At 70.8% G+C, this 25477-nt stretch carries 23 protein-coding genes and 1 riboswitch; of the genes, 7 read left to right on the forward strand and 16 right to left on the reverse strand.

Annotated features, from left to right (window positions below; translation table 11 throughout):
- Positions 1-727: 727 nt before the first annotated feature.
- Genes ABD987_RS42730 through folP form a run of 3 tightly spaced genes read right to left on the reverse strand, consistent with a single transcriptional unit; the run spans position 728 to position 3229 of the window.
- A complete protein-coding gene (locus ABD987_RS42730; RefSeq protein WP_345408408.1) occupies positions 728-1357 on the reverse strand; it encodes a histidine phosphatase family protein in 630 nt (209 codons plus the stop codon).
- 49 nt (positions 1358-1406) lie between these two features.
- Positions 1407-2381 carry a threonine ammonia-lyase gene (locus tag ABD987_RS42735; protein ID WP_345408410.1) on the reverse strand — a complete coding sequence of 325 codons (975 nt, stop codon included), beginning with the start codon at positions 2379-2381 and terminating at the stop codon, positions 1407-1409.
- The gene (gene folP / locus ABD987_RS42740) at positions 2378-3229 is read right to left on the reverse strand and encodes a dihydropteroate synthase (protein ID WP_345408412.1); all 852 of its coding nucleotides are present in this window, start codon (positions 3227-3229) and stop codon (positions 2378-2380) included. The genes ABD987_RS42735 and folP overlap by 4 nt, the downstream gene beginning before the upstream one ends.
- 25 nt (positions 3230-3254) lie before the next feature.
- A riboswitch (ZMP/ZTP riboswitch) is annotated at positions 3255-3345 on the reverse strand.
- Between the two features lie 193 nt (positions 3346-3538).
- Here folP and ABD987_RS42745 point away from each other — a divergent pair.
- On the forward strand, positions 3539-3784 hold the full coding sequence (locus tag ABD987_RS42745) for a S1 RNA-binding domain-containing protein (RefSeq protein WP_345408414.1): 246 nt from the start codon (positions 3539-3541) through the stop codon (positions 3782-3784).
- A 60-nt stretch (positions 3785-3844) separates the two neighbouring features.
- Here the strand turns inward: ABD987_RS42745 and ABD987_RS42750 are convergent, their stop codons facing one another.
- On the reverse strand, positions 3845-4306 hold the full coding sequence (locus ABD987_RS42750) for a YybH family protein (protein ID WP_345408416.1): 462 nt from the start codon (positions 4304-4306) through the stop codon (positions 3845-3847).
- Positions 4307-4420: 114 nt separating this feature from the next.
- Between ABD987_RS42750 and ABD987_RS42755 the strand changes: the two genes are divergently transcribed.
- Positions 4421-5374 (forward strand): ArsR/SmtB family transcription factor, encoded by a 954-nt coding sequence (locus ABD987_RS42755; protein WP_345408418.1) that lies wholly within the window; start codon positions 4421-4423, stop codon positions 5372-5374.
- Between the two features lie 4 nt (positions 5375-5378).
- On the opposite strand, the gene ABD987_RS42760 is transcribed toward ABD987_RS42755, so the two are convergent.
- The 4 genes from ABD987_RS42760 to pdhA all read right to left on the reverse strand — a co-directional run bounded on the left by ABD987_RS42760 (position 5379) and on the right by pdhA (position 9574).
- Positions 5379-6116: a phosphatase PAP2 family protein gene (locus ABD987_RS42760; protein ID WP_345408420.1), complete on the reverse strand. Its 738-nt coding sequence runs from the start codon at positions 6114-6116 to the stop codon at positions 5379-5381.
- A gap of 105 nt (positions 6117-6221) precedes the next feature.
- Positions 6222-7457, reverse strand: coding sequence for a dihydrolipoamide acetyltransferase family protein (locus ABD987_RS42765; RefSeq protein WP_345408422.1), 1236 nt, complete (start codon positions 7455-7457; stop codon positions 6222-6224).
- On the reverse strand, positions 7450-8451 hold the full coding sequence (locus ABD987_RS42770) for an alpha-ketoacid dehydrogenase subunit beta (RefSeq protein WP_345408424.1): 1002 nt from the start codon (positions 8449-8451) through the stop codon (positions 7450-7452). The genes ABD987_RS42765 and ABD987_RS42770 overlap by 8 nt, the downstream gene beginning before the upstream one ends.
- Before the next feature lies 1 nt (position 8452).
- Positions 8453-9574, reverse strand: coding sequence for a pyruvate dehydrogenase (acetyl-transferring) E1 component subunit alpha (gene pdhA, locus ABD987_RS42775; protein WP_345408426.1), 1122 nt, complete (start codon positions 9572-9574; stop codon positions 8453-8455).
- A gap of 90 nt (positions 9575-9664) precedes the next feature.
- On the opposite strand from pdhA, the gene ABD987_RS42780 reads away from it, so the two are divergent.
- The gene (locus ABD987_RS42780; protein ID WP_378214210.1) at positions 9665-10189 is read left to right on the forward strand and encodes an Lrp/AsnC family transcriptional regulator; all 525 of its coding nucleotides are present in this window, start codon (positions 9665-9667) and stop codon (positions 10187-10189) included.
- A gap of 4 nt (positions 10190-10193) precedes the next feature.
- On the opposite strand, the gene ABD987_RS42785 is transcribed toward ABD987_RS42780, so the two are convergent.
- From ABD987_RS42785 to ABD987_RS42810, 6 genes are read right to left on the reverse strand one after another with little or no spacing between them, the layout of a single operon-like run.
- Positions 10194-12542 (reverse strand): polysaccharide lyase 8 family protein, encoded by a 2349-nt coding sequence (locus tag ABD987_RS42785; RefSeq protein ID WP_345408430.1) that lies wholly within the window; start codon positions 12540-12542, stop codon positions 10194-10196.
- A 54-nt stretch (positions 12543-12596) separates the two neighbouring features.
- Complete coding sequence (locus tag ABD987_RS42790; RefSeq protein ID WP_345408432.1) at positions 12597-14051, reverse strand: aldehyde dehydrogenase (NADP(+)); 1455 nt, start codon at positions 14049-14051, stop codon at positions 12597-12599.
- A gap of 39 nt (positions 14052-14090) precedes the next feature.
- Positions 14091-15245 carry an alpha-amylase family protein gene (locus tag ABD987_RS42795; protein ID WP_345408434.1) on the reverse strand — a complete coding sequence of 385 codons (1155 nt, stop codon included), beginning with the start codon at positions 15243-15245 and terminating at the stop codon, positions 14091-14093.
- A 4-nt stretch (positions 15246-15249) separates the two neighbouring features.
- A complete protein-coding gene (locus ABD987_RS42800) occupies positions 15250-16506 on the reverse strand; it encodes a glucarate dehydratase family protein (protein WP_345408436.1) in 1257 nt (418 codons plus the stop codon).
- 16 nt (positions 16507-16522) lie between these two features.
- On the reverse strand, positions 16523-17455 hold the full coding sequence (locus ABD987_RS42805; protein WP_345408438.1) for a 5-dehydro-4-deoxyglucarate dehydratase: 933 nt from the start codon (positions 17453-17455) through the stop codon (positions 16523-16525).
- A gap of 51 nt (positions 17456-17506) precedes the next feature.
- Positions 17507-19018, reverse strand: coding sequence for a sodium:solute symporter family protein (locus ABD987_RS42810; RefSeq protein ID WP_345408440.1), 1512 nt, complete (start codon positions 19016-19018; stop codon positions 17507-17509).
- A gap of 191 nt (positions 19019-19209) precedes the next feature.
- On the opposite strand from ABD987_RS42810, the gene ABD987_RS42815 reads away from it, so the two are divergent.
- Positions 19210-20052 carry an IclR family transcriptional regulator gene (locus ABD987_RS42815; protein WP_345408441.1) on the forward strand — a complete coding sequence of 281 codons (843 nt, stop codon included), beginning with the start codon at positions 19210-19212 and terminating at the stop codon, positions 20050-20052.
- 56 nt (positions 20053-20108) lie between these two features.
- On the forward strand, positions 20109-20933 hold the full coding sequence (locus tag ABD987_RS42820; protein WP_345408443.1) for an NAD-dependent epimerase/dehydratase family protein: 825 nt from the start codon (positions 20109-20111) through the stop codon (positions 20931-20933).
- Here the strand turns inward: ABD987_RS42820 and ABD987_RS42825 are convergent.
- Positions 20920-21489 carry a DUF6817 domain-containing protein gene (locus tag ABD987_RS42825; RefSeq protein WP_345408445.1) on the reverse strand — a complete coding sequence of 190 codons (570 nt, stop codon included), beginning with the start codon at positions 21487-21489 and terminating at the stop codon, positions 20920-20922. The genes ABD987_RS42820 and ABD987_RS42825 overlap by 14 nt on opposite strands.
- A 151-nt stretch (positions 21490-21640) precedes the next feature.
- Here ABD987_RS42825 and ABD987_RS42830 point away from each other — a divergent pair, with 151 nt between their 5' ends.
- Together ABD987_RS42830 and ABD987_RS42835 are read left to right on the forward strand one after the other, a co-directional pair.
- The gene (locus ABD987_RS42830) at positions 21641-22525 is read left to right on the forward strand and encodes a LysR family transcriptional regulator (protein ID WP_345408447.1); all 885 of its coding nucleotides are present in this window, start codon (positions 21641-21643) and stop codon (positions 22523-22525) included.
- 101 nt (positions 22526-22626) lie between these two features.
- Positions 22627-23688 carry a chitinase gene (locus tag ABD987_RS42835; RefSeq protein ID WP_345408449.1) on the forward strand — a complete coding sequence of 354 codons (1062 nt, stop codon included), beginning with the start codon at positions 22627-22629 and terminating at the stop codon, positions 23686-23688.
- A 120-nt stretch (positions 23689-23808) separates the two neighbouring features.
- Here ABD987_RS42835 and ABD987_RS42840 read toward each other — a convergent pair whose 3' ends face one another.
- Positions 23809-25377 (reverse strand): hypothetical protein, encoded by a 1569-nt coding sequence (locus ABD987_RS42840; RefSeq protein WP_345408451.1) that lies wholly within the window; start codon positions 25375-25377, stop codon positions 23809-23811.
- Positions 25378-25477 lie beyond the last annotated feature (100 nt).

Below are 25477 nucleotides of genomic sequence, written 5' to 3' on the forward strand. Positions count from 1 at the left end.
CAACCCCAAACGGCGTCATTCCAGCATCGGGATGCACGCCCCGGTCACGTTTGAGGCCCTCCACACGCCACCCAACGTGACCGCCTGACCCCACACCCGCCGTGTCCGGCGAACAGGGGGAAGCTCATGTCCCGTATGGATTTGGTGGTGGTGCGTTGTCCTGGCGGTTGGTGCCGGATGAGTTGTGGGTTCTGGCCGAGCCGTTGATCCCGTCGTTTCGCCGCGTCCGCAGGGTGGTGGCAGCGCGCCGGTCGAGGATCGGGCCGTGTTCACGGCGGTGGGTACGGGCGAGCTGCACGCCGACAAGGCCTACGACCACGCCGACCCGCGACGCATCGCCGCAAAGGCATCGAGTCCAGCAAGAAACTCGGCAGGCACCGCTGGGTCATCGAACGATCCATCGCCTGGCCCTTCGGCTACCACCGACTCGCCACCCGATACGACCGCTACGCCAACCACTTCTGCGCCTCCCTCACCCTCACCCGCTACAAGAAAATCACCAAATGAGACAAGCTCTAAGCTTGTTGTTTAAGGGCCCGGTCTGATGTCCACATCGGACCAGCCGTCCTTGACGCCGCCGCGGCCGCGGGACGTGCCGCGGACGAGAAGGCGATCACCGAACTCGGTGACGCGACGCCTCAACGCCTTGCTGTACGGTCAGGTGCACGCCGCGGAAGCCAGCGGCCATCAGTCACGCCCCCTGGATGAAGATCTTTAGGACGTCACCTCACGTGTTGAGATGACGGGTGTCGCCGAGGCTGATGACCTCGCGGCTGTGGAAGTAATCGTCTTCGCGCAACGTGGTGATGCTGCCGGAGGACGCCCTAAAGTTCACCTGGCCCAGCGAGTCGATCGGCATGCCGATCCAGCACGCGACGACGAACGTCAGGGTGCCGCCGTGCGTCACGACGATCTGGTGCTCGCACGGGCGTCGGAGGACCTCGTTCATGGCCGCGTAGACGCGCTGCGCGAACGCCCTGGTGGTCTCCGTGCCCTGCACACCCACGTCGTGCTCCATCCGGTCGCCGATGGCCGGCGGCGGGACGAACCGTTGGTCCAGCCACTCCTGCGGCCGTCCCTCCGCCACGCCGTAGGACCTCTCCCGCAGCCGGCGGTCCTCGATTGGTTCCACGCCGAATGACTTCGCCACCTCGTCGGCCGTGAGGCGGGTGCGTCGCAAGTCCGAGGAGATCACTTCCACCTCGGCGTCGTCGGGCACCCGGGCTCGCAACGCCTCAGCGATGGAGACTGCCGCCCGGATGCCGGCGGGTGTGAGTCGCGAGTCATGCCACCCGCCCACCACCCCCTCGACGTGGTGCGTAGCCTCGGGATGGGTGATGACGTAGATGTTGCGCACCAGTGTGTGCCCTTCTGTCTAGTGTTGCCGAAGTTCGCCGCTAGAACTGTCAAGGCCTGTGGTCGGGGGTCACGCCGACCCAGCGGTGGTAGGCGTCCATGTCGACGTTGCTGCCGCAGACGATGGTGACCACGTGCCGTCCGGCGAAGCGGTCACGATCTTCGAGAATCGCCGCGACGCCGAGCGCGGCCGAGGGTTCGACGACGAGGCCGGCGCGGTCGAGGAGTATCCGCATACCGGCGATGATCGACGCCTCCTTGACCAGGACGGCGTCGTCGGCGACCACGAGGAGGTCGTCCAGGACGGCCGGGATGGGTCGCCGGCCGGCGACGCCGTCGGCGATGGTGTCGATCGAGTCGGTCGTGACGACGCGCCGCTGATGCCAGGAGCGTGTCATCGCCGGCGCGCCCAGTGGCTGGACGCAGATCACCTCGACCTCGGGCGCACAGGCCTTGAGCACCTGACCCACCCCGGTCGCCATCGCCCCGCCGCCCAGAGCGATCAGAACGGCGTCGAAGGAGGACACGGTGTCCACCAGTTCGAGGCCGATGGTCCCCGCTCCCTCGCAGGTCTCGAGGTCCAGGCTGTCTTCGACCAGCCGGATACCGTCCTGCCGCGCGATGGCCGCCGCCCGCTCGCGGGCCGCTTCGATGTCGCCGTCCACCAGTTCCAGCCTGGCGTCCAACGCACGAATGCGATCAAGCTTGACCGCGGGCGCGAGGCGGGAGGCCACGACGGTGACGTCGAGCCCCCGGCCGCGACCGGACCAGGCGAGGGCTTGGCCAAGGTTTCCCGCGCTCGCGCACACAACGGCCGGCGAGTGGTTGCCGGCGAGCAGGCTGGTGACCACCTCGGTGCCGCGGGCCTTGAAGCTGCGGACCGGATTCGCCGTTTCGAGCTTGATACTCACCGCGCATCCGAGGTCGGTTTCCAGTCCCTCGCAGCGATACAGCGGAGTGTCGAGAAAGGCCGGGTCGATCATCCGGCGAGCCGCCCGGATCCGAGCGAGGTCGAGGCGCGTCATCGGCTGGCTCCCCGTGTGGCGTCCAAAGCGGTAAGGACGGTGAGTGCGTCGCGAAGCGCGGCGACGTCGTGGGTCCGGATGAAGTCGACGCTGTGGCTGGCGGCGTACAGCTCAGCGGCCAGGCTGGCCGGGCCGATGTCTGCCAGATCCCGCCCGGTGATCGCGCGGAGAAACGACTTCCGCGACGGCGAGACCATGATCGGGACGCCGAACCGGGATCTGATCGCGTGGAGCTCGGCCAGGACCGCCAGCGACGGTTCCGGCGTGGCGCCGAGAAAATACCCGAGCCCGGGATCGATGATCAGCCGTTCGCTGTCGATGCCTGCCGCTTGGAGCGCGGCCAGCCGCCGGTCGAAGAACCGCTCCAGCGCCGCCAGTACCGTCCGCGGATCGGTTCGCACCTTGGTCGCGGGTCCCTGACGCTGCACCGAGTGCATGACGATGAGCCGGCACCCGGTGCCCGCCAGCTCCGCGTACCGCCCAGGATCGGGAAATCCCTGGATGTCGTTGAGAAACGCCGCGCCACGAGCGGCGGCGAACTGCTGGGTCCGGGCCTGGAACGAGTCGACCGACACCGGAATGCCGGCGTCGACCAGCTGGTCCAGGACCAGGTCCAGCCGCCGCACCTCCTCGTCGGCGGTCACCGGCTCAGCGCCTGGATGACTGGCCGCGGGGCCGAGTTCGACGACATCGGCGCCCGCTGCCAGCAGCCGGCGAGCATGCGCGAGCGCGTCCGTCGGCGCCAGGAACCTGCCGCCGTCGGAGAACGAGTCCGCGGTGATGTTGACAATCCCCACCAGCCGAGGCCGGCGCCAGGGTACTTCCGATGAGGCCAGATGATGAACCATTGCCGTGTCTCCCGGATCGCGATCCCACCAGAGCCCAGGCGCACGGCACGACGTCATATCGACGAGGCCGCTCCCCGATGGTGATCCATCTCCAAACGCCAGTCACGGCCCAGAAACACGATAACAAGAATTTTCGGGCAAGGAGCTGACGTCCTGGTTCTGCTACCCTGGCGTCCGTGACTGCCGGGTCGGCTGTAAGCCGCGCACAGACAGGATTCCCGGCTGCGCGGTGAGCGCGGCGCGGGCCAGAGGCCCGCCCTCCGGACGCGTCCCCATGATCCTCGGGACCGCGGAAGGAGGTGAAACCGTATGTCTTCTCCTGAGGCTTCGCCTGCCGTCTGGCAGACATTCCAGAACGATCACGGGGTCGGCACCGTCGTCGACGCGACCGTGGTGTCGGTTGTCCCGTTCGGTGCGTTCGTCGAACTCGCGCCCGGAATCCATGGCCTGCTGCACAAGGATTCCTGGAACCGGGCTCCCCAGGTCGGTGAGTCGATGCCGGTCCGCGTCGCGGAGTGGGGTCCTCCGCGACTGAGCGTCACTCCCGCTCGATGACACCCGGTGTGGGGCCGGCTTCGGACCGGCCCCACACCACCGCATCCCCCTCGGAACTGGCTACTGCGCGGGGATCCGGGTGTTCTGGTCCAGCAGCACGAGCCACCGGCCGTGCGTGCGGGTGAAGGTCAGGCCGATCAGCAGGTGACTGCGGTACCCGTCCGGTTGCGCGTAAAGCGAGTCCATCAGTACGAAACCGGTGTCACAGCCGTCGACCACGGTGCGGATCGGGGTGAAACTCTGCGTCCAGTTGGGGTTTCCGAAGAACTCGCGGAAGAACTCCATCGCTTTCTCCTTGCCCGGATACACCACGGCGTCCGGCATCACGATGGTGTCCCCCGGGTGCAGTACCCGTTCCATCGCGGCGACATCCTTCGCGTCGGTCGCGCTCACGTAGGCCCGGACCGCGGCGTCGAACCCGTGCCGGCAGCCCCGATACGCATCTGTTTCGTCGGCGGCCGCCGAGCCGGTCAGCAGGCCGAGCCCGAGCAGTCCGGCGACGGCGATCGTCCTGGCGCGCATGGCATCCCTCTTTTCGGTTCCGGAGCGTGGGCTCTCATCCTGTGCGGGCCCTGGCACCCAGCGGAACTGATTCGAGACCGCTCGAATCGTCGCGGCCACGCTAGGCTCTGCCAGGTGATCGTTGCCGATCTGGACGCGGAAACCCTTGCCAGGACCCGCTTCGCGATTTCCCCGCTGAGCGACCTGGTGTCCTGGCTACGGCTCGCGGTCGCCGGCCGCCGTCACCCGCTCTACGGCGACCCCGGACCGGCCGCGCGGCTGGCGCTACGCCGGCCGGACCTCGCGGTGCTCACCGAACTCATCCCGGCCACCGGCCTCGGCTACGTCCCCGACCTGCTGACCCCGAAACCACCGAAAGGCCGCGCGAATCACGTGGCGGAGCAGCTGGAGCTGGTCGCGGCCACGCCGGACGGGCTCCTCGATCGGCAGCTCACCGAGCGCTACGGGAAGGCGCCACTGCCCCGGCGAGTCGCGGCCGCGCTGGACTCCGGCAGGCTCACCGCCGCCGCGGCCGCTGGGCTGGCCTCGTTCTGGCGCGCGACGCTCGCGGACGGCTGGCCCCGGCTGCGCGCCGGGCTGGACGCGGACCTCGCCGCGCGTGCCCGCAGCATGGCCACGCACGGAATCGGCGTCACGCTGGCGTCGCTGCACCGGTCGGTGCGGTGGAACGGGTGCGAACTCCGGATCGAGAAGCCGTATCAGCGGCACTCCCCGCTGATCGGCACCGAACTGGTGCTGAGCCCGTCCGCGCTGGCCTGGCCCGAGGTCCGCAGCCAGCTGTGCGATCCGGACGACGCGGTGCTCGGCTACCCGGCGGTGCCCGCGCCGGAGAGACTGCCGCCCGACCCGGTGAACGCGCTGGTCGGCACCACCCGCGCGACGCTGCTGCGCGACCTCGGCGTGGCCCGCTCGACCACCACGCTCAGCACCCGGCACCGGCTGGCCCCGGCGACGGTTTCGTATCACCTGCGCATCCTGCGCGAGGCCGGGCTGGTCACCGCGACCCGCGACCGCAGGCTCATGTTGTACCAGCGGACCATCCAGGCGGACACCCTGCTGGACGGCTGAGGCGTCAGCGCCGGACCCGGCGGAACACCACCGTTTCCGCCTCCGAAGGCCGGCGCGGGGCGACCGGTCGCGGCGGCGCGGGGCGGGGTGGCGGCGCCTGCCGTCGCGGGACGTCGTGCTGCCGGGGAATGACCATGGTTTCGGCTTCGGCGGCCGGGCGGCGCTCGGGCACCGAAGGCTCCGGCGATTCCACCGGCTCCGACGGTTTCCCGAAGCGCTCCTCGACGCGTTCCCGCACGCGGGGCGCCGCCCACCGGACGGCGAGGGTCGCGAGGAGACCGACGAGCGCGCCGCAGATGATGTCCGACGGCCAGTGCACGCCGACGTACACCCGGGAGATCGCGATCAGCGCGGCCGGAACGCCGAGCAGCCAGCCCCACCGCTTCGCGACGAAGAAGCCGACCACGAACGCGACGGTCATCGCCGCGGTGGCGTGGTTGCTGGGGAAGGAAACCCCGGGTTCGTGCTGGACGAGCTGGTGCACCGGGCGGGTTTCGAACGGGCGCTCGTGCACGGCGAAGGCACGCAGGATCCGGTTCACCACGAAGCCCAGCCCGAGCGCGGCGCCGACCCCGCCGGCCAGCCACAGGTTGTCCGCCAGCGCCCTGCCCCGCATCGACCACAGCACGACCAGGCCGCCGGCGATCACCAGGACGTAGATCAACGGGCCCGCGACGAACTTCATCACCGCGTCGAGCGCGGCACTCTGCCCGGCCAGGCCGTTGACTACATCGAACAGCACGATTCAGCTACCTCCCCCAGGTGAACACCTGATGACGGATACACCAAATCGATCATGCCAGTGAACGTGTGGTGACCGCGTGAGGGGCAGCGGGAGAACGGAGAGTTACATCTCGCCCAACGCCGTGACCGGTGATTCGACGCAATCCGCGACAAACCGGAGGAAACCGCCCGCGGTGCCGCCGTCACACACACGGTGGTCGAAGGCCAGGGTCAGCTCGCAGACCTTCCGGGCGGCGAGTTCGCCGTCCACGATCCACGGGCGGTCCATGATCCTTCCGACGCCGAGGATAGCGGCCTCGGGATGGTTGATGATCGCGGCCGATCCGTCGACGCCGAACACGCCGTAGTTGTTGACGGTGAACGTGCCGCCGGTGAGCTGGGCCGGGGTCAGCCCGCCCTCGCGCGCCGTCGCGGTGCGCTCGGCGATCGCAGCCGAAAGGTCCCTTGTGGACAGTTCGTGCGCGCCGGGCACGACCGGGACGACCAGGCCCCGCGCGGTCTGCGCGGCGAAGCCGAGATTGATCGTCTCCAGCACCACGATCTCCTCGCCCTCGACCCGCGAGTTCAGCTCCGGGAACCGGCGCAGCCCCGCGACGGCGAACCGCGCGATCAGGCCCAGCAGCGACACCGGGCGCTCCGGCGCCGTGGCGTTGAGCGTCGCCCGCGCGGCGAGCAGCCCGGTCGCGTCGACGTCCACCCACACGGTGGCCTCGGGGATCTCCCGGCGCGAGGTCGTCAGCTTGTCCGCGACCGCCTTCCGCGTGCCCCGCAACGGGATGCGGCGCTCCCCCGCGCCCGGGACGGAAGGCACGGCGGGCTCGGGCCGCCGCGTCGCCAGCGCGGTCTCGACGTCGGCACGGCGGATGATCCCGTCCGGGCCGGTGCCGATGACCTGCTTGAGGTCGATCCCGTTGTCCGAAGCCATCTTCCGGACGAACGGCGAGATCACGCCCGGCGCGGCCACCGGCGCCGGAGCCGCCGCGACACCGTTGGCCCGCACGGTCCGCCTGCGCCGGGTCGCCGGCGCGGTCCCGTAGCCGATCAGCACGTTTCCGCTGGAATCGGCGGGCGACGGGGTCACGACGCCCGGCTCGGCGAATCCGGCGGCCTCGCCGATCGACAGCAGCGGCGCGCCGACGGACAGCGACTGCCCCGGTTCGCCGTGCAGCGCCGTCACGACACCGGCGAACGGCACCGGCACCTCCACCGCCGCCTTCGCGGTCTCGACCTCGACCACGGCCTGGTCCACCGCGACGGTGTCCCCCACCGCGACGAGCCAGTGCACGATCGCCGCCTCGGTCAGCCCTTCGCCGAGGTCCGGGAGCAGGAAGTCAGGCACCGGCCACCACCATCGGCTCGTCGTTCCACTGCAACCGCGCGATGGTGTCGAGGATCCGATCGACACCGGGCAGCTGGTGGCTTTCCAGTTTCGGTGGCGGATAAGGGATGTCGAGCCCGGTCACGCGCAGGACCGGGGCGTGCAACCGGTGGAAGCACTGCTCGGTCACCCGCGCGACGACCTCCGCGCCGTACCCGCCGAACCCGGCCGCCTCGTGCACCACGACCGCGCGCCCGGTGCGGCGGACGGAGGCGGTCACGGTCTCGTCGTCGAACGGCGCCAGCGAGCGCAGGTCGACGACCTCGACGTCCCAGCCCTCTTCGCTCGCGGCCTCCGCGGTTTCCAGCGCGGTGGCGACCATCGGCCCGTACGCGAGGAGCGTGACGTCCCGGCCGGGACGCCGCACCACCGCCCGGTCGAACGGCGCGGCGGACCGGGTGAAGGTCACCTCGTCCTTGGCCCAGTACCGGCACTTCGGTTCGAGGAAGATCACCGGGTCGTCGCAGTCGATCGAGTCGCGCAGCAGATCGTAGGCGTCCTGCGGTGTCCCGGGCGTGACGACGCGCAGGCCGGGCGTGTGCGTGTAGTACGCCTCGCTGGAGTCGCAGTGGTGCTCCACCCCGCCGATCCCGCCCGCGTAGGGCACGCGGATCACCATCGGCAGCGTCAGCGCGCCGCGCGTGCGGTTGCGCAGTTTCGCCACGTGCGAGGTGATCTGCTCGAACGCCGGATAGGCGAAGGCGTCGAACTGCATCTCCACCACCGGGCGGAACCCGCCCATGGCCATGCCGATCGCGAAGCCGACGATGCCGGACTCGGCCAGCGGGGTGTCGAAGCAGCGGTCCTCGCCGAAATCCGCGGTGAGCCCGTCGGTCACCCGGAACACTCCGCCGAGCGCGCCGACGTCCTCACCGAAGACGAGCACCCGCTCGTCGTCCTTCATCGCGTCGCGCAGCGCGCCGTTGAGCGCCTGCGCCATCGACGTCGGGGACATCTCAGGCCTCCTGGGTTTCACGGTCGGCGGCTTCGAGTTCGGCCGCCACCAGCGCGCGCTGCGCGACGAGCTGCCGGGTGGGTTCGGCGTAGACGTGGTCGAACATCGACAGCGGATCGAGGACCGGTTCGGCGTTCATCGCCGCGCGCACGGTCACCGCGAACTCCTCGGCCTCGGCCCGGAACTCCTCGATGTCCTTGGCGGACAACGCTTCCCGGCCGGTCAGATAGGTTTCGAGGCGGCGCACCGGATCGGCGGCCCGCCAGCGTTCGACCTCCTCGGCGTCGCGGTACCGGGTGGCGTCGTCGGCGTTGGTGTGCGCGTCCATCCGGTAGGTGTGCGCCTCGACGAGCATCGGGCCGCCGCCCCGCCGCGCGTGCTCCACCGCCGCGTCGAGCACGGCCAGCACCGCGACGGCGTCGTTGCCGTCGACCTGCTCCGAACGCACCCCGTACCCGACGCCCTTGTACGCCAGCGCGGGCGCCGCGCTCTGCTTCTCCAACGGCACCGAGATCGCGTATCCGTTGTTCTGCACGAAGAACACCACGGGCGCGTCGAAGACCGCCGCGAAGTTGAGCGCCTCGTGGAAGTCGCCCTCGCTCGTGGCCCCGTCCCCGATGAGCGCCAGCACCACGGAGTCCTTGCCCTGCCGCGCCAGTGCGTGGGCGAGCCCGGTGGCGTGCAGCGTCTGCGTCGCCAGCGGGGTGCACTGCGGCGCCACCCGCGCCGCCGCCGGGTCGTAACCGCAGTGCGCGTCCCCGCGCAGCAGCGTCAGGACCTCGCCGGGTTCGAGACCGCGGGACACCAGCGCCACCGAATCGCGGTAGGTCGGGAACAGCCAGTCGTCCGGGCGCAGCGTCAGCGCGCTCGCGATCTGGCAGGCCTCCTGCCCCGCGCTCGACGGGTACACCGCGAGCCTGCCCTGCTTCGTGAGCGCCGTCGCCTGCGCGTCGAACCGGCGGCCCCGCACCATCAGCCGGTACGCCGTCCGCAGCCGGTCGAGCGCGGGTTCGGCATACCCCGCGTGCCGGTCCACGCGCGTGCCGTCCTCGGCGACGAACCGCACCGGGGTCTCCGACGGCATCAGCTCGGCGGCCTGGGGCCGGTCCTCGCGCCGCGTCATTCGGCAGCACCACCTCTCTGTGACACCTGATGCGAGAATGGTGTCCCTGACCGAAGCAGTGTTCAAGCATCGCGGGAAATGAGCGACAGATTGACCGAGAAGGCGACTTCCAGCGGCAATACGTCCAACGAGACCTGGGTCACCGAGCGATCCGCCGGACGAACGGCACCCGTCCTCGACGACGTCGACCAGGCGATCCTCACCGCGCTGGCCGAGGACGGGCGAATGTCGATCCGCGCGCTGGCCGACCGGCTGCACATCTCCCGCACCAACGCCTACAGCCGCCTCGAACGGCTCCTCGGCGAGGGCGTGATCACCGGTTTCGGCGCGCGGATCGATCCGCGCCAGGCCGGGCTCGGCACGAGCGCGTACATCATGATCACCATCGAGCAGACGTCCTGGCGCACGATGGCCGAACGGCTCGGCCGGATCCCCTACGTCGACCACGTCGCCCTCGTCGGCGGCGACTTCGACGTCCTGCTGCTGGTCCGCGCGCCGGACAACACCTCGCTGCGGGACGTCGTGCTCGACCGGCTCCAGGCCATCGAGGGCGTCCGCAACACCCGCACCTGGCTGATCTTCGAGGAACGTCCCGGCGACGCCCTGCGCGGCTGAGCCGCTAGAGCGGTACCACCTTCGTGGCGCCGAACGTTCCCTTCAGCGGCACCACGACCTTCCTGCGCCGCACGGTCACCGTCACGCTCTCCTGGAGCTGGGTCGGATCGGACACGGCGAGCCGCCACCGGCCGTCCCGGCGCCCCAGCGCGATCGAGGCCGGGCCCGAGGCGGTCACCTCGTCGACCGAGCCCGCGGCGAAGAAGTTCGCCAGCAGGGTGTTGTCCCACAGGCGGATCGCCTGCACCGAGGCCGTGTTCGCCCGCACCCGCCACGACCACACGGACGCCGCCGTGGCGATCCGGCTCGCGGTCGGGAGAACGACGTAGGCATACCGCGCGTCCGAGGGTTTGACGCCGTGCTCGATCACCAGTTTCTGGTACCGCCGGGTGTAGGGCACCGTGGTGCCCTTGGTGTTGGCGCCGGTGTCGACGTCCCGCCAGGTCCCGGTCCGGTCCTCGCGCAGCGTCGTCAGCCGCGCGTCGCCGAGCAGGACGTAGCCCCCGACGTCGGCCAGGTGCAGCCAGCGCGGGTTGTCCACAGTGGACGTCTCGCCCAGCGCGGCGCGGGAGGGCCTGCCGTCGACGAGGAGAACGCCCGAGCCGACACCCCGGTTCTCCACCACCGTCCGGACCCGTTCGCCGGAGGCGTCGGTGATCCCGGCGCCGAGGCACACCACCCCGGCCGGGGTGAAGAACCACGACTTCTTCGCGGTCAGCGTGCCGTCCGCCGAGACGAAGTCCAGCGCGTACGCCCCGTGCCGGGCATCCCAGCGGACACCGCCGGTGTGCGCGTTCTTTGTCAGCGGCACCTGGCCGAGCGGTCCGGTCGGGCCGGTCTTGGCGGTCGTGCCCGGCAGCAGCAGCGGATCGACGGTCGGCCAGTACGCGTCGGTGTAGTGGCCCTTCGCGTTGGGCAGGAACGTATACAGCACACCGTCGCCGGTGTACCAGCCGTGCAGGTTCATCGAGTTGACCGACTCGTAGCGGGAGATCCGCGTCGAAGCGACGCCGAGCGAGGCCGACCAGCCCTCGGTGACGTGCACCATCCGGTCCTGCTGGCCGAAGATCCGGTGCTCGGCGACGATCGGCGTGGGCCGCACGCGGGTCGCGAGCAGTTCCTGGGCGAACTCGATGCCCGGGATCGCCACCAGGTCGGGCCCCGGCGCGAACCGCTCCGGATCCGGGATCTTCAGGAACGGCGCGTAGGTGCCCTCCTTGATCCACTTCGCGGCGAGCCCGCCCAGCTCGGCCCGCACCGTACCGGTCGCCGAACGCGCGAGCAGCACGACGGCGACGGTCAGCTGGTGCCCGATGTCGTGCCCGGTCTCCCCCTGCCGCGACAGCATCCGGCCGCGCACCGGCTCCATCAGCGCGCCCGCGTACACGAACGGCGCGAAGCTGTCGGCGACGAGCGCGAAGATCCGCTGCCGCAACGATTCCGGCAGCGCGAACTCCGTGCCCTGAGTGACGTGGATCGTCCCGGCCAGCGCGGTGAGCAGCACGATGCCGTAGTGCCCCGGATACGGGATCGAGTCGTGCTGGATGAACGAGCCGTCGGTGTGGAACCCGTCCCCCGCGGCCCTGTCGAGCTTCGCGACGACGCTCGCCGCGCCGTTCCCCTCGACGTCCACGAGCGCGTCGAGTCCTTTGTGGATCCGGGCGGTGTCCCCGAGCATCGCGCCGGACACGATCGCGATCAGCGACTTGTCCGCCCGGTTCGCCCCGGTCTCCACGATGCCCTGGTTGTTGGCCCGCCGGTTCGGGTCGCCGACGAACCGCAGAACCGGCTTGAGGTACCGCGCCAGTTCGGCCGCGTCGAGCTTGTCCGCCACCACCGACAGGGTGTGCAGGAGGTAGTACGGGATCCCGATCTCGTAGGTGTACCAGTTGCCCAGCTCGGCGGTGTTCTCGTTGTACTGGTGGGTGTACAGCAGATCGAGCGCCCGTTTGATCCGGTCGAGGACGACCGGGTCGCCGGACAGGGTCCCGCCCGGCGTGCCCCAGTCGACCGCGATCGCCCGCAGCCGCGCGTACATCGACGTGGTGTAGTCGCTGCCCGGCCCGAACGGCAGGTCCGTCCACAGTGGACCACCGGTGACCGACATGCCCGCGTTGTACGCCTTGGCGACCCGGCCGAGGTTCGCCAGCGCCTCGGCCCGCTCCGGCGACGGCCGATTGATTCCCGTCTGGAGTTCGCGATACGCCTTGACGATCGTGGCGAACGCCGAAGCGGCCTCCCCCGGAGCACCGGGCGCGCTCGCCGCGAAGGCGGTGCCGGCCGAAGCGGTCAGCGCGACGGAAGCGGCCGCTATCGCGCCGCCCCGCAGGGCGGTTCTCCTGTTTACGGGCATGGCGAAGCCTCCAAGACGTCGTTGGCTTGCGAGAGGGGACGGGGAGTTACCGGATCAGCGGGTGCCGTCGGTGCGGCGCGGGAGCCGCCACGGGTTGGCCTCGCGCAGTGCCTCGGGCAGCAGGGCGTCGGGGAAGCCCTGCCACGCGACCGGGCGGAGGAACCGCTCGATCGCCGCGGTGCCGACCGAGGTGGTGGTCGGCGCGGTGGTCGCCGGGTACGGACCGCCGTGCTGCTGGGCCCAGCTCACCGTGACGCCGGTCGGCCAGTCGTTCCACAACAGGCGCCCGGCGATCCGGGTGAGCGCGGGCAGCAGGCCGCCGACGAAGCCGGTCTCGTCCTCCTCCCCGTGGACCGTCGCGGTCAGCCCGGGTTCGAGGGTGGCCAGCACGTCCAGCAGTTCGGCCTGGTCGGTGTAGGTGACCACGAGCGACGCGGGGCCGAAGCACTCCTCGTGCACCGCGGTCCCCCCGGCGAGGAACTCCTTCGCGGTGGTCGCCAGCAGGGTCGGGGTGAAGGCCGGGCCGTCGGCCGTGCCCGCCACGACCACGTCGACGCCCGGCGCCGAGCGCAGCTCGCCGAGCTTGTGCTCGTATCCGGACGCGATCCGGTCGTTGAGCATCGGCTGCGCCGCGACCGCGCCCACGGCCTCGCGCAGCACCTCGTCGAGGCCGTGCCCCTCGGGCAGGAACAGCAGGCCGGGCTTGGTACAGAACTGCCCCGCGCCCAGGCTGAACGACCCGGCGTAGCCCTTCGCGACGGCCTCACCGCGCGCGGCGAGCGCACCCGGGGTGACCACGACCGGGTTGACGCTGCCCAGCTCGCCGTAGAACGGGATCGGCGAGGGCCGCGACACCGCGATGTCGAACAGCGCCCGGCCGCCGGGCACCGAGCCGGTGAAGGCCGCCACCGCGATTCGCGGGTCCTTCAGCGCGGTGACCCCGACCTCGACGCCGTGGATGACGTCGAACATGCCTTCCGGCGCGCCCGCGGCGACGAGCGCGTCGCGCACGATCCGCCCGGTGCGCGCGGAAAGCTCCTCGTGGCCGGGGTGTGCCTTGAGCACCACCGGGCAGCCCGCCGCCAGCGCGGACGCGGTGTCGCCGCCCGCGACGCTGAAGGCGAACGGGAAGTTGCTCGCGGCGAACACCAGCGCCGGCCCGAGCGGGACGAGCACGCGGCGGATGTCCGGACGCGGGCCCATCGGCCAGTCCGCGTCCGCGTGGTCGACGGTGGCGCCGAGGTATTCGCCGTCGGCGAGGACCTGCCCGAACAGGCGCAGCTGGAACGTCGTCCGCTTCAGCTCCCCGGCCAGCCGGGGCGTGGCGGGCAGGTGCGTCTCGGCGTGCGCGAGCGGGACCAGTTCCCCGGCGGCGGCGTCGAGGGCGTCGGCGACCGCGTCGAGCCACCGCGCGCGCTCGGCCGGAGTCGCCGCTGCCGCGGGACCCGCGGCAGCGGCGGCGGCCGCGAGGATCGCTTCGAGCGTGGCGGGGTCGGTTTCCTGGCTCATGCTTCTCTTGCTCCTCAACGATTTTTCAGAGACTGCGTCTCAGGAAAGACTGTGGGCGGCGGCGGTCGCGGCGAGCAGGTCCGGCCAGCGCGCGGGACCGGCGAGCCCGAGGTGGTACAGGTGCAGCTCCGCGGCACCGGCCTTCCCGAGTTCGGTGACGTAGGCCTCGATGTCGGGCACCGGGCTGGCCGCCACCGCGGTGATGTAGCTGCCGACCGCGACGTCCTCGGGCAGCTTCGCCCGCGCCGCCGCCACGGCGTCCACACTGGACTGTCCGGGGGCCCAGTTCTGCAGGACGACGGAGTCGACGTCGGCGGGCGCGGCGGGCGTCAGTCCGGGCAGCGCGCCGGTGACCCACGGGTCGAGCGCGCCGTGCAGCACGATCCGGGTACCGCCGGGGAGCCGGTCCAGCACCGCGCGCCGCAGCGCGTCGGTCGCGGCCTGCCGCGTTTCCAGGACGCCTCGGCGCACCGACGGCAGCAGCTTGTCCTCGGTCAGTGTGAGGTCACCGGCGGCGATCAGCCGCCGTACCTCGCGGCGCAACTGCTCGCGGACGGTCTCCGCGTCATGGCCCCGCTCGGCCCAGCCTTCGGCGCAGGCGGCGCAGCAGCACACCGACAGCAGCCGCGCCACCCCGGGCGCCCAGACCCCATCGGTCTTCTCGTGCTGGTGCTGGTGGACCGCGCCGAGCGGGCCGCACGCCTCCAGGACGACCGACGAGAGCTCCAGCCCGTCGACGGCCTCGGCGGTCAGCGTCGCCGCGTACTCGCGGACCGCGGGCCGCGCCGGGCACAGCGCCCACGGGTAGACCTCGCCGAAGCAGTTGCGCACGGCGAGGTCCGGGTGCGCGGTGCCGAGCTGGGAGTTGTGCGTGAGCACGATCCACGCGGCGGCCGGGATCCCGGCCTCGTTGAGCAGCCGGACGGCGTCGCCGCCACTGTCGGTCCGCGCCACCCAGTCCGGAGTGGACGGCCGGAGTTCGCTGCCCTGCCAAGCTTGTTCACGCACCGGGCGGTAGAACGCCGCGTGCCGCGCCACCACGGAGGTACCGTCGGCCGACCACGGGGTCGCGGCGCGGGCGCTGTGGTAGGACAGCGCGACGGCGACCTCGTCGACCTCCAGATCGGCCGCGCGGGCGCCGAAGCCCGGCGCGTCGAGCACGTCCCACGGATACGCGTATCCGGTCACCTTCACCGGGTCACCACCTCGCCGTGTTCGGCTCGAAGCCGGGTTCGAACTTACGCATGTACGTCACATCGTCCCGTTTCGTCAGTCCACATCGGACAAACCGCTCGCCGGCCCGCGCGAGCGCGTCCTGGTCGAGTTCGATCCCGAGCCCCGGCCCGTCCGGCACGGTCACCGCGCCCTCGCGGAACTCCAGCGCGCCCGGCGCGATCACGTCGTCATCCTTCCACGGCCAGTGCGTGTCACAGGCGTAGGTGAGATGCGGCGTGGCGGCGGCGACGTGCACCATCGCGGCGAGGCTGACGCCGAGGTGGCTGTTGGAGTGCATGGACAGCCCGACGCCGAAGCTCTCGCAGGTCACCGACAGCGCCTGGGTGGCCCGCATCCCGCCCCAGAAGTGGTGATCCGAGAGCAGGACCCCGATCGCGCGGGCGCGGAACGCCGGTTCGATGTCACCCTGGTTCACCACGCACATGTTGGTGGCCAGCGGCATGCTCGCGCGCTCGGCGACCTTCGCCATGCCCTCGATGCCCGGCGTCGGGTCTTCGAGGTACTCCAAAACGCCGTCGAGCTCCTTCGCCACCGCGATGCCGGTGTCCGGCGTCCACGCGGCGTTGGGATCGATCCGCAGCGGGTGCCCGGGAAACGCCTCGGCGAGCGCCCGGATGTCCTCGATCTCACGCCGGGGCTCGAACACCCCGCCCTTGAGCTTGATCGAACGGAATCCGTACTCGTCGATCATCCGCCGCGCCGAGCCGACGAGCTGCTCCGGGGTGAGGATCTCGCCCCACCGGTCCCCGGTGCCGTCGACGTGCTCGGCGTACTTGTAGAACAGGTAGGCCGAGAACTCGACGGCGTCGCGGGCCCTGCCCCCGAGCAGTTCGACGACCGGCAGGCCCAGCGCGTGCCCCTGGGCGTCCAGGCAGGCGACCTCGAACAGCGAGAACACGCTGGAGACGGTCTTGCGGATGGAGAACCCGCCGATCAGCCCGTGCTCGTCGGTGAGCACGGTGCCCGCGAGGGTCTCGGCCACGATCCGCCGCAGCCCCGGCAGGTCGAACACGTCGTGCCCGCGCAACCGCGGCAGGACCTTGCGTACCTCGCCGAGGAAGGCGGCGTCGCCGTAGGACTCGCCGAGCCCGACGACGCCGTCCTCGCAGATCACCTGCACGACGCTGCGCAGCGCGAACGGCTCGTGCACGCCCATCACGTTGAGCAGCGGCCCGTCCGCGAACGCCACAGGCGTCAGCACCACATCCCGGATCCGCATGTCTGCCCGCCGCACGTCACAGCGCCTTGAGCGTGGCGAAACCGTGCTCGACGATCCGCCCCAGCCGGTCGATCTGCTCCACGGTCGGCTCCACCAGCGGCGGGCGCACCGGGCCGGCCTTGTCCCCGCGCAGCCGTGCCGCGGCCTTGACCAGCGACACGGCGAACCCCGGCGTCTCGTCCCGCAACGCGACCAGCGGCAGGTAGAAGCCGCCGAGCAGGGCGTCCATCACGGCGGTGTCGTTCTCGGCCAGCGCCCGGTGGAAGCGATGCGCGATCTCCGGGGCGAAGCAGTGCACCGCCGAGGAGTACCGCGCGACCCCGATCGACGCGTACGCCTTCGCCGAGACCTCCGCGGTCGGCAGCCCGTTGAAGAACAGGAAGTCCCGTGCCCGGTCGGTGCCGACGGAGCGGATCGTGGTCACGATCCGGGTCATCAGCTCGACGTCGCCGAGCCCGTCCTTGAGCCCCACCACGGACGGAATGTCCAAAAGGGACAGCGCGGTCGGCGCGGTGAACACGCCGGTGCCGCGGTGGTAGACGATCACCGGCACCGAGGACTCGCCGACCGCGAACCGGACGAAGTCGACGAGCCCGGCGGGCGGGCCGGAGACGAGGTAGGGCGGGAGGAGGAGGACGCCGTCGGCGCCCCCCGCCTCCGCCGCGGCGATCGCGGCCCGCGCCGCCGCGGCACCGCCGCCGGCACCGGCCCAGACCGGGACCCGGCCGCCGACCACCTCGCGCGCCTTCGCCAGCACGGCCGCGTGCTCGGCGGGCGAGAGCGAGCTGAGCTCGCCGGTCCCGCAGGCGACGAACACCGCGCCGGCCCCAGCGGCCACGTGGGTCTCGACGTTCTCCGCGAACGCGTCGAGGTTCAGCTCGAGGTCCTCGGTGAACGGGGTGAGCGGGAAGGCCAGCAGGCCGTCCAGCTCGATCTTGGGCTGTGCCATCAGTTTCTGCTCTTTTCGTCCTCGTCGGTTACGGCCGGGATTCGGCCGGTGCTAGGCGGGCACGCCGGAGTCCTTCCGGATGCCCGCCGGGGCGACCTCGTCGTCGCGGCCGATGGTGTCGATGATGACGTCGGTGGTGTCCCTGCGCTCCGGCGCGATCAGCCCGAGCCCGACGTACAGGGCCAGTGAAACCAGGACCGGGGTCGCGATGAGCGCCGTCTGGCTGACGTCGAACACGTAGTAGACCAGTCCGTACGCGATGAGCCCGCCCGCCCACGAGGCGATCGCGGCCCGCGCCCCGCAGCGGCGGAACCAGGGCAGCATGCCCAGCAGCAGCGGGATGGAGATCGGGCCCATCAGCGCCGCCACCCAGTTCACCACGATCTGCAGCACGCCGCCGAGGTTCTGCGCCTGTGTCGCCACGATCATGGTCAGCACCACGAAGGTCACCGTGGTGATCCGGGCGGCCTTGAGGCCCTGGCGGTCGGTCCACTGCCGGGCCCTGCGGAACATCACCGGGATCATGTCCCGGGTGATGACCGCGGAGATCGCGTTCGCGTCGGAGGAGACCATCGCCATGGTGTGCGAGAAGATGCCCGCCAGCACCAGCCCGACGAGGCCGGGCGGGAGGAACGTCGTGGTCATGATCGCGTAGGAGTTGTTGGGGTTCTTGACACCCGGGATCAGCAGCGGCGCGGCGAACATCGGGAACATCAGCACCAGCGGCCAGACCAGGTACAGCGCCGAGGAGAGCCGGGCGCCGCGCCGGGCCGCGTGGGTGTCCGGCGCGGCCATGTACCGCTGCGCCAGGTTCCACATGCCCCCGTTGTACTCGAACGTCTTCACCAGCACGTAGACGAGAAGGAAGATCGTGGTGTACTTCGACGTGGTCGGGTTGACGTGCGCGGCGGGCAGCCTGTCCCACATGGTCCACAGCGCCGAGACGCCGCCGAGCTTGCCCAGCACGACCACGATCATCACGATCGCGGCGATGGCCTGGATGACGAACTGGCCGAGTTCGGTGAGCGCGTCCGCCCACAGGCCGCCGACGGTGCAGTAGAAGAGCGTGACGACACCCGTGATGAGGATGCCCAGGTTGTAGTCCACCCCGGCGAACACGTTCAGCAGCGTCGCGACCGCGAACCACTTGGCCGCGATGTCGAAGATCTTCAGCAGGCTGCCGCTCCACGCCAGCACCTGCTGGGTGGGCACGTTGTACCGCTTGGCCAGGTACTCCAGCGGCGAGGCGACACCGAGTTTCGAGCGCAACCTGTTCCAGCGGGCCGCGAACAGCCAGCTGCCGATCGCGACGCCGACACCGATGCTGGCGAAGCCCCAGAAGTACACGGTGATGCCGTCGGTGTAGGCCACCCCCGCGTACGCGACGAACAGGACGGCGCTGTACCCGGACATGTGGTGCGAGATCCCGGTCAGCCACCAGGGCATCTTCCCGCCCGCGGTGAAGAAGTCCTTCACGTCGCCGACCCGCTTGTGCGACCACCAGCCGATCAGCACCATCAGCCCGAAGTAGGCACACATCATCGCCCAGTCGAGTAAGTGCACCACTGACTCCCTTCCGCGTTCATGAGATGTGGAGCCACGGTGAGGCGGCCTCCGTGATCGCTATTCACATCCATGAACGGAGTCTGTTATAGTGATTATGTTCATCTACGAGAACGTCGTTCGGGACGCTAATATGGCCACAGTCACAAATCAAGACACAGTCATCGGTCGACGGCCGGTTGGAGGAGCGGATGCCGCACAAGGCGGGCACCACGGTGCCCGGTAACCCCGTATCCCCTGACCGCGCACCCGAAAGCCCGGCCGAGGGCAAGGAGACGGCCGGGGTCAAGTCGGCCCGTCGCGCGGTCGACCTCATCGAAACCTTCGCGGCCAACGACGTCTGGCTGTCCCTTTCGGACCTCCACGCACGGACCGGCTTCCCCCGCTCCAGCCTGCACGGGCTGCTGCGGACCCTGCTCGACGCGGGCTGGCTGGAGGCGGACCCGAACACGGCGCGGTACCGGCTGGGCGTCCGCGCGCTGATCTGCGGTACCGCCTACCTCGACCGTGACGCCGTCGTCCCGTACGCGACCGAGGCGCTGGAGCGGATCCGCGAGAAGACCGGCTTCACGGCGCACTTCGCGCGCCGCAACGGCACCGAGGTCGTCTACCTGGAGACCCGCGAGGCGCAGCGCTCGACCCATCTGGTCTCCCGCGTCGGCCGGACGCTGCCCGCGCACGCGACCGCGCTGGGCAAGGCGCTGCTGGCCGAGCTGACCCACGACGAGATCGACCAGCTGATGCCCGCGAAGCTGCCCGGGCTCACCCCGCACACGATCACCACACGCGAAGCGCTGCACGCCGAATGCGCCGCCACCCGTGAACGCGGCTACGCCTCGGAAATCGAGGAGGGCACCCCCGGCGTCCGCTGCGTGGCCGCGGTGATCCCCTACCGCATCCCCGGCACCGACGCGATCAGCTGCTCGATGCCGATCACCGAGGTCAGCGACGCCGAGGCCAAGCTGGTCGGCGAGCTGCTGGCCGAGGCCACCGCGGAGCTCGGCCAGCGGCTGCGCCGCGCCGGTATCCGCTGAGACCCGCCGCCACCCTCACCGTCCACTTCGGACACACCTGGAAAGGATCTCCACACATGGCAGACCAGCGCGTGCTGATCACCGGATCGGCGGGCATCGTCGGCACCCTGATGCGCCCGAGGCTGCGCCGGGACGGCCGGGTGCTGCGCCTGCTCGACCTCGCCCCGCAGGCGGCCGCCGAGCCGGGCGAGGCGGTCGAGCTGCGCACCGGCTCGGTCACCGACGCCGAGGCGATGGCGGCCGCGTGCGAAGGCGTCGACGCGGTGATCCACCTCGGCGGGCACAGCAGGGAGAACTCCTGGGAGGCCACCCTCGAGGTCAACATCAACGGCACGCACACCGTGCTGGAGGCGGCGCGGGCGGCGGGCGTCTCCCGGGTGATCCTGGCCTCGAGCAACCACGCCGCCGGGTTCCGCCGCAACGACGAGGCGGGCGAGGCCGGTCTGCCCGCGGACTCCTCGCCGCGCCCGGACACCTACTACGGCGTCAGCAAGGCCGCGATCGAAGCGCTCGGCAGCCTCTACCACTCCCGGTTCGGGATGGACGTCATCGTCGTCCGGATCGGCTCGTGCTTCGAAACGCCGCTGCCGCTGGGGCCGCGCGGCCTCACCACCTGGCTCTCCCCCGACGACGGCGCCCGGCTCTTCGAGGCCTGCCTCGGCGCGCCGTCGCCCGGGTACCGGCTGGTCTGGGGCGTCTCGGACAACACCCGGCGGATCTACTCGCTGGCCGAAGCCGAGGCACTGGGCTACAAGTCGCTCGACGACGCCGAGGTGTACGCCGCGCAACTGGCCGACAGGCCGCTGCCCACCGGGATCGCCGCCGAGTACGTCGGGGGCCCGTTCTGCACCGCGCCGCTGGGCGAGTTCAATCCACTGTGAGCCCCACTCCACTATCCACAGTGGACTCCGCGGTGACCCGGTCCCGCCAGGCGTGCTCGCTGAGCAGCGGGCGGAACCGGGTCAACAGCGCCAGGATCCCGGCACCGTGCCGCCGGGCGAACTCGGCGCTCGCGAAGACGAGATCGAGTTCGTTGGCGGCAGTGAGTTCGGCGAAATCTCTCCGCTGCTGCCAGGAGGGCATGAACTCGTCGGCCGAGAACCGGTCCACCATCGGCGCGCCTTCGGCGAGCCGCGGGTAGGAGGCCGCGCGCCCACAGGCGCCGTACAGATAGACCAGTTCCTCGGCTTCGGCACCGATGACACCCGCGAGTTCGGTGCGGCGGCCGAGCGGCATCAGCGCCGTCGGGAAGCCGTCCGTCCCGTAGGCGGCGTGACACAGCCCGGCAAGCCGTACCGTGGGCCGCGCTCCCCAGCGGGCCAGTCGCTCCTCGACCCGGATCAGATGGGCCAGCAGGGTTCCGCCGGGGTGCTCGATCGCCGCCGCGTCGTACCGCTCGAGCAGCTCGACCGCATCAGCGACTCGTCGCGCGTCCATTCCGTTCCCTCCCTTTCGGGTCGGCACCCCGCACCCGCGCGCCGGGGCGGGGTTGCCGCCCTTGGCCGGCCGTCATCATCGTGTGCCCGGCGGCGGCTCCAGGTCAATTCTCGGGTTTACTGGCAGATGCCCAAGTTCTAGCTTGGATGCCATGACCCTGGAGGATCTGCGCGTCTTCATCGCCGTGTGCGAACGTGGCAGCCTGAGCGCCGTCGCCCGCGACCTGTCCCGCAGCCAGCCGGCGGTGAGCCAGCACATCAAGCGCCTGGAACGGGAGGCGGGCTTGGCGCTGGTGGAGCGCAGGCCGAGGGGAGTCGTGCCGACCCAGGCGGGACGGCTCCTGTACGACGCGGCCCGCGACGGCCTCAACGGCATCGACTCGGCGGTCCGCCGGCTGCGCGATCTCGCCGAGGGCACGGCGGGCGAGGTCCGTGTCACCACCGGCGCGACCACCGTCCGGCACTTCCTCGCGAACGGTGTACTCGCCTTCCGGAAACGCTTTCCCGAAGTACGGCCGGAGTTCCGCACCCGGATCTCCAGCCGTGCCTGCCTGGCCGCGCTGCTCGCCGACGAAGCCGACCTCGCCCTGATCACGATCGGCGATCCCGTCCGCGGGATCGAACAGCGCCCGTTCATCGAACTCCCGTGGTCGCTCGCGGTCAGCGCCGACGATCCGCTCGCCCGCCGCGAACACCTCGATCCGGCCGAGCTGGAAGGAATTCCGCACATCCGGCTGCCGGAGAACTCGACGGCGCAGACACAGCTGGACGCGCATCTGGCCGAGCACCGGGTCGAGCGGACGACGGCGGTCGGCGCGGCGGACTGGGACACCGTGGTCCTGCTGGCGGAGCTGGGCGTTGGCCGGGCCATCGTGCCCACCCTGCCCGGCTGGCACCCCTCCCGGCATCCCCGGCTCCGGCTCGTCCCGATCCCCGGGCTCCCCCCGTTGTCCGCCGGTTGGGGTGTCCGCCGGTGGGAAACGCTTCCGCCGTTCGCCCGCGCCTTCGCCGAAACCATCGCCGCGAACTTGGTCTAGACCACCCGATAGTAGGTAGTCAGGCCAGGGAAACCGCGCCTACATTGGGCCGAACCGCCGCGCGCCCTCCGCTTCGGCAGGAACCGAGATGGGAGCTGGAAATGTTCGGTCGGATAGCACGTGTGCTCGGATTCGGACTGGCGGCCACCACCGCCGTGTCGCTGGTCGTGCTGGGCCAGGCGGACGCGACCGTGCCGGCACGGGGTGACACGTGCGCGGTGAAGTCGAGGCCCTCGGGCAAGGTCACGCAAGGATACTGGGAGAACTGGGACGGCGCCGCGAACGGCGTCCACCCGCCGATGGGCTGGATCCCGATCACCGACTCCCGGATGGCCGCCCACGGCTACAACGTGATCAACGCGGCGTTCCCGGTCATCCAGTCCGACGGCACCGTGCTCTGGGAAGACGGGATGGACTCGACGGTCAAGGTGGCCACCCCCGCCGAGATGTGCGCGGCGAAGGACGCGGGAGCCACGATCCTGATGTCCATCGGCGGCGCGGCGGCGGGCATCGACCTCAACTCCACCGCGGTGGCCGACCGGTTCGTCGCCACCATCGTGCCGATCCTCAAGAAGTACAACTTCGACGGGATCGACATCGACATCGAAACCGGTCTCGTCGGTGGCGGCAGCATCAACGAACTCTCGCCGTCGCAGTCCAACCTCATCCGCATCATCGACGGCGTGCTCGGCCAGATGCCGTCGAACTTCGGCCTCACCATGGCGCCGGAAACCGCCTACGTCACCGGCGGCAGTGTCACCTACGGGTCGATCTGGGGCGCGTACCTGCCGATCGTCAAGAAGTACGCGGACAACGGGCGGCTGTGGTGGCTCAACATGCAGTACTACAACGGAAGCATGTACGGCTGCTCCGGTGACTCGTACCAGGCGGGCACGGTCGAAGGCTTCACCAGGCAGACCGACTGCCTCGACAAGGGGCTCGTCATCCAGGGCACCACGATCCGCGTCCCGTTCGACAAGCAGGTCCCCGGCCTGCCCGCCCAGCCCGGCGCCGGCGGCGGCTACATGTCGCCCGGCCTGGTTTCCCAGGCGTGGCGGAAGTATTCCGGCGCGTTGAAGGGCCTGATGACCTGGTCGATCAACTGGGACGGCTCGCGGGGCTGGAGCTTCGGCGACAACGCGAAGTCGTTGCAGGGCCGCTGATCCCGGCGGACGAACGCCCCAATGTGGCATTGGGTGCGTTGGACGCAGCGAATGTGGCGTTCGGTGCGTTGGACGCACCGAACGCCACATTGGGGCGCATCGGGACCAGGGCAGCGCGGCTCAGGATTCCAGCCGCCCCAGGGAATCCAGGTCGACGACCTCCTTGGCGAGGCTGAAGCCGTCGGCCGGGACGCCCTTCGCCGAAGTGAGCCACGCGCCGCGTGAGTGGGGGCGGGTCCGCCGCGCCTCCTTGCCCAGCAGCAGCGCGACGTAGCAGCCGTAGTCGATGGCGTAGCCGTCGTAGAGCGTACCGGGGCGGCGCGCGTCCACCAGCCCGCGCCGCAGCACGTGCAGCAGCCGCGCGTCGTAGAGGTCCTCGACCATCTCGTGCCGCGCCCCGGAAAGCTGGTCGAGCACGAAGGTACGGGACCGGCGTTTGCCGACCACCTCATCGACGAGCAGACGCAGCAGGCGCAACGCTTCCTCGTTCCCGCTGATCGCGGTCTGCTTGTCCCGCAGATACCAGTCCCTGGCGGCCAACCGGACGTCGCGCAGGCCGATCAGCCCGTCGTGGGCGTACTGCGCGGCGAGCGCCGCGATGTTGATCGCGTCGCGGGGCACGCCCTCGGCGGCGCGGACGAGTTCACCGAAGGCCGTGCCGCGGAAGGCGTCCGCCACGAAGCCCGCCGGGTCCGAGGGCAGGAGGGAGGAACTCATCGACGCCAGCCGCGTCCCGGCGTGGTTGTGGAAGAGCTGCGCGAAGAACTCCTGCGCCCGCGTCCGCGAGGCGTCGAAGATCATGATGTCGTCCAGGCTCACCGCCGACGCCGCGTCCGCGCCCACCTCGATGCCGACGTGGTCGCCGTCGGCGAGCCGCTCACGGAACCGGGACCGTCGCTCGATCGCGGCGATCTTCACCGTCATCCCCGGCGTCGGCAGGACACAGCGCCGCAGCAGGTCCGCGAGCAGCGGCTGCAACTCCAGCGGCAGGCTGCTCCACTCGTCCAGCAGCAGCCAGACCCGCCTGCCGGCCAGCGCGCCCGCGATCGTCCGCATCGCGCGGTTGAGCGGGCCGAACACCAGATGACTGCGCTCGGTCCCGGTGCGCCGCAGCCTGTTCTCGCCGGTCACCGACCGCCGGTGCGTCATCGACGCCTTCAGGCTCAGCGGGACCCCGAGTTCGACGCCGTTCGTGGCCTCGTGCGCCAGCCCCGCGCGGGTTTCCCGTTCCACCTCGCCGACCACCTCGACGGCGGTCGCCGCCTCGGCCAGCGCGTCCAGCGCGGGCAGCAGCACCCCCGGATCACCGACCTCCCGGTCGACCGCGACCGCGAGCAGTTCCTCGTGGATCGCCTCCAGGGTGTCGATCAGCAGTCGCGTCCCGCGCGTGGCGGCGCTCAGCGTGCCGTCGGCGTACAGCCCGCCCGCCGAACCGAGCGTCCGCAGGTCGAGGTACACCGCGATGTCACCGGTGTTGTCGACGAGGTCGCTCAGGTAAAGCAGCGCGTGGGTCTTCCCGGTGCCGCGCCTGCCGTAGATGATCTGGTGGTCGGTCGAGTGCAGCATCGCCGAGAACGATCCCGCGGTGACGAACGTCTTCGTCAGCGTCGCTCTGTCGGTGCTCTCCGCGCGCCGCGGGATGCGCATGAGCGCCTGGTTCACATGCCGCTGCCGCCCGACCGTACCCATCGCAGCCACCCTGCCCGCGCGGGGGCGTCCCGGGCAGCCGCCGTCCGCGTGACGGTGACGAACGCCCGGGTGACCTGGATCGTCACGCTGCCCTCATGCC

Source organism: Amycolatopsis samaneae (assembly GCF_039541975.1).
Lineage (GTDB): Bacteria > Actinomycetota > Actinomycetes > Mycobacteriales > Pseudonocardiaceae > Amycolatopsis > Amycolatopsis samaneae.

What these genes read in the sequence shown, in the direction of transcription:
- ABD987_RS42815 (WP_345408441.1), top strand. Translation starts at nt 19,210, where the DNA reads ATGCCGCACAAGGCGGGCACCACGGTGCCCGGTAACCCCGTATCCCCT.
- ABD987_RS42750 (WP_345408416.1), bottom strand. Translation starts at nt 4,306, where the DNA reads ATGCGCGCCAGGACGATCGCCGTCGCCGGACTGCTCGGGCTCGGCCTG.
- ABD987_RS42785 (WP_345408430.1), bottom strand. Translation starts at nt 12,542, where the DNA reads ATGCCCGTAAACAGGAGAACCGCCCTGCGGGGCGGCGCGATAGCGGCC.
- ABD987_RS42825 (WP_345408445.1), bottom strand. Translation starts at nt 21,489, where the DNA reads ATGGACGCGCGACGAGTCGCTGATGCGGTCGAGCTGCTCGAGCGGTAC.
- ABD987_RS42800 (WP_345408436.1), bottom strand. Translation starts at nt 16,506, where the DNA reads ATGCGGATCCGGGATGTGGTGCTGACGCCTGTGGCGTTCGCGGACGGG.
- ABD987_RS42830 (WP_345408447.1), top strand. Translation starts at nt 21,641, where the DNA reads ATGACCCTGGAGGATCTGCGCGTCTTCATCGCCGTGTGCGAACGTGGC.
- ABD987_RS42805 (WP_345408438.1), bottom strand. Translation starts at nt 17,455, where the DNA reads ATGGCACAGCCCAAGATCGAGCTGGACGGCCTGCTGGCCTTCCCGCTC.
- ABD987_RS42790 (WP_345408432.1), bottom strand. Translation starts at nt 14,051, where the DNA reads ATGAGCCAGGAAACCGACCCCGCCACGCTCGAAGCGATCCTCGCGGCC.
- folP (WP_345408412.1), bottom strand. Translation starts at nt 3,229, where the DNA reads ATGGTTCATCATCTGGCCTCATCGGAAGTACCCTGGCGCCGGCCTCGG.
- ABD987_RS42835 (WP_345408449.1), top strand. Translation starts at nt 22,627, where the DNA reads ATGTTCGGTCGGATAGCACGTGTGCTCGGATTCGGACTGGCGGCCACC.
- ABD987_RS42820 (WP_345408443.1), top strand. Translation starts at nt 20,109, where the DNA reads ATGGCAGACCAGCGCGTGCTGATCACCGGATCGGCGGGCATCGTCGGC.
- ABD987_RS42770 (WP_345408424.1), bottom strand. Translation starts at nt 8,451, where the DNA reads ATGTCCCCGACGTCGATGGCGCAGGCGCTCAACGGCGCGCTGCGCGAC.
- ABD987_RS42735 (WP_345408410.1), bottom strand. Translation starts at nt 2,381, where the DNA reads ATGACGCGCCTCGACCTCGCTCGGATCCGGGCGGCTCGCCGGATGATC.
- ABD987_RS42745 (WP_345408414.1), top strand. Translation starts at nt 3,539, where the DNA reads ATGTCTTCTCCTGAGGCTTCGCCTGCCGTCTGGCAGACATTCCAGAAC.
- pdhA (WP_345408426.1), bottom strand. Translation starts at nt 9,574, where the DNA reads ATGACGCGGCGCGAGGACCGGCCCCAGGCCGCCGAGCTGATGCCGTCG.
- ABD987_RS42840 (WP_345408451.1), bottom strand. Translation starts at nt 25,377, where the DNA reads ATGGGTACGGTCGGGCGGCAGCGGCATGTGAACCAGGCGCTCATGCGC.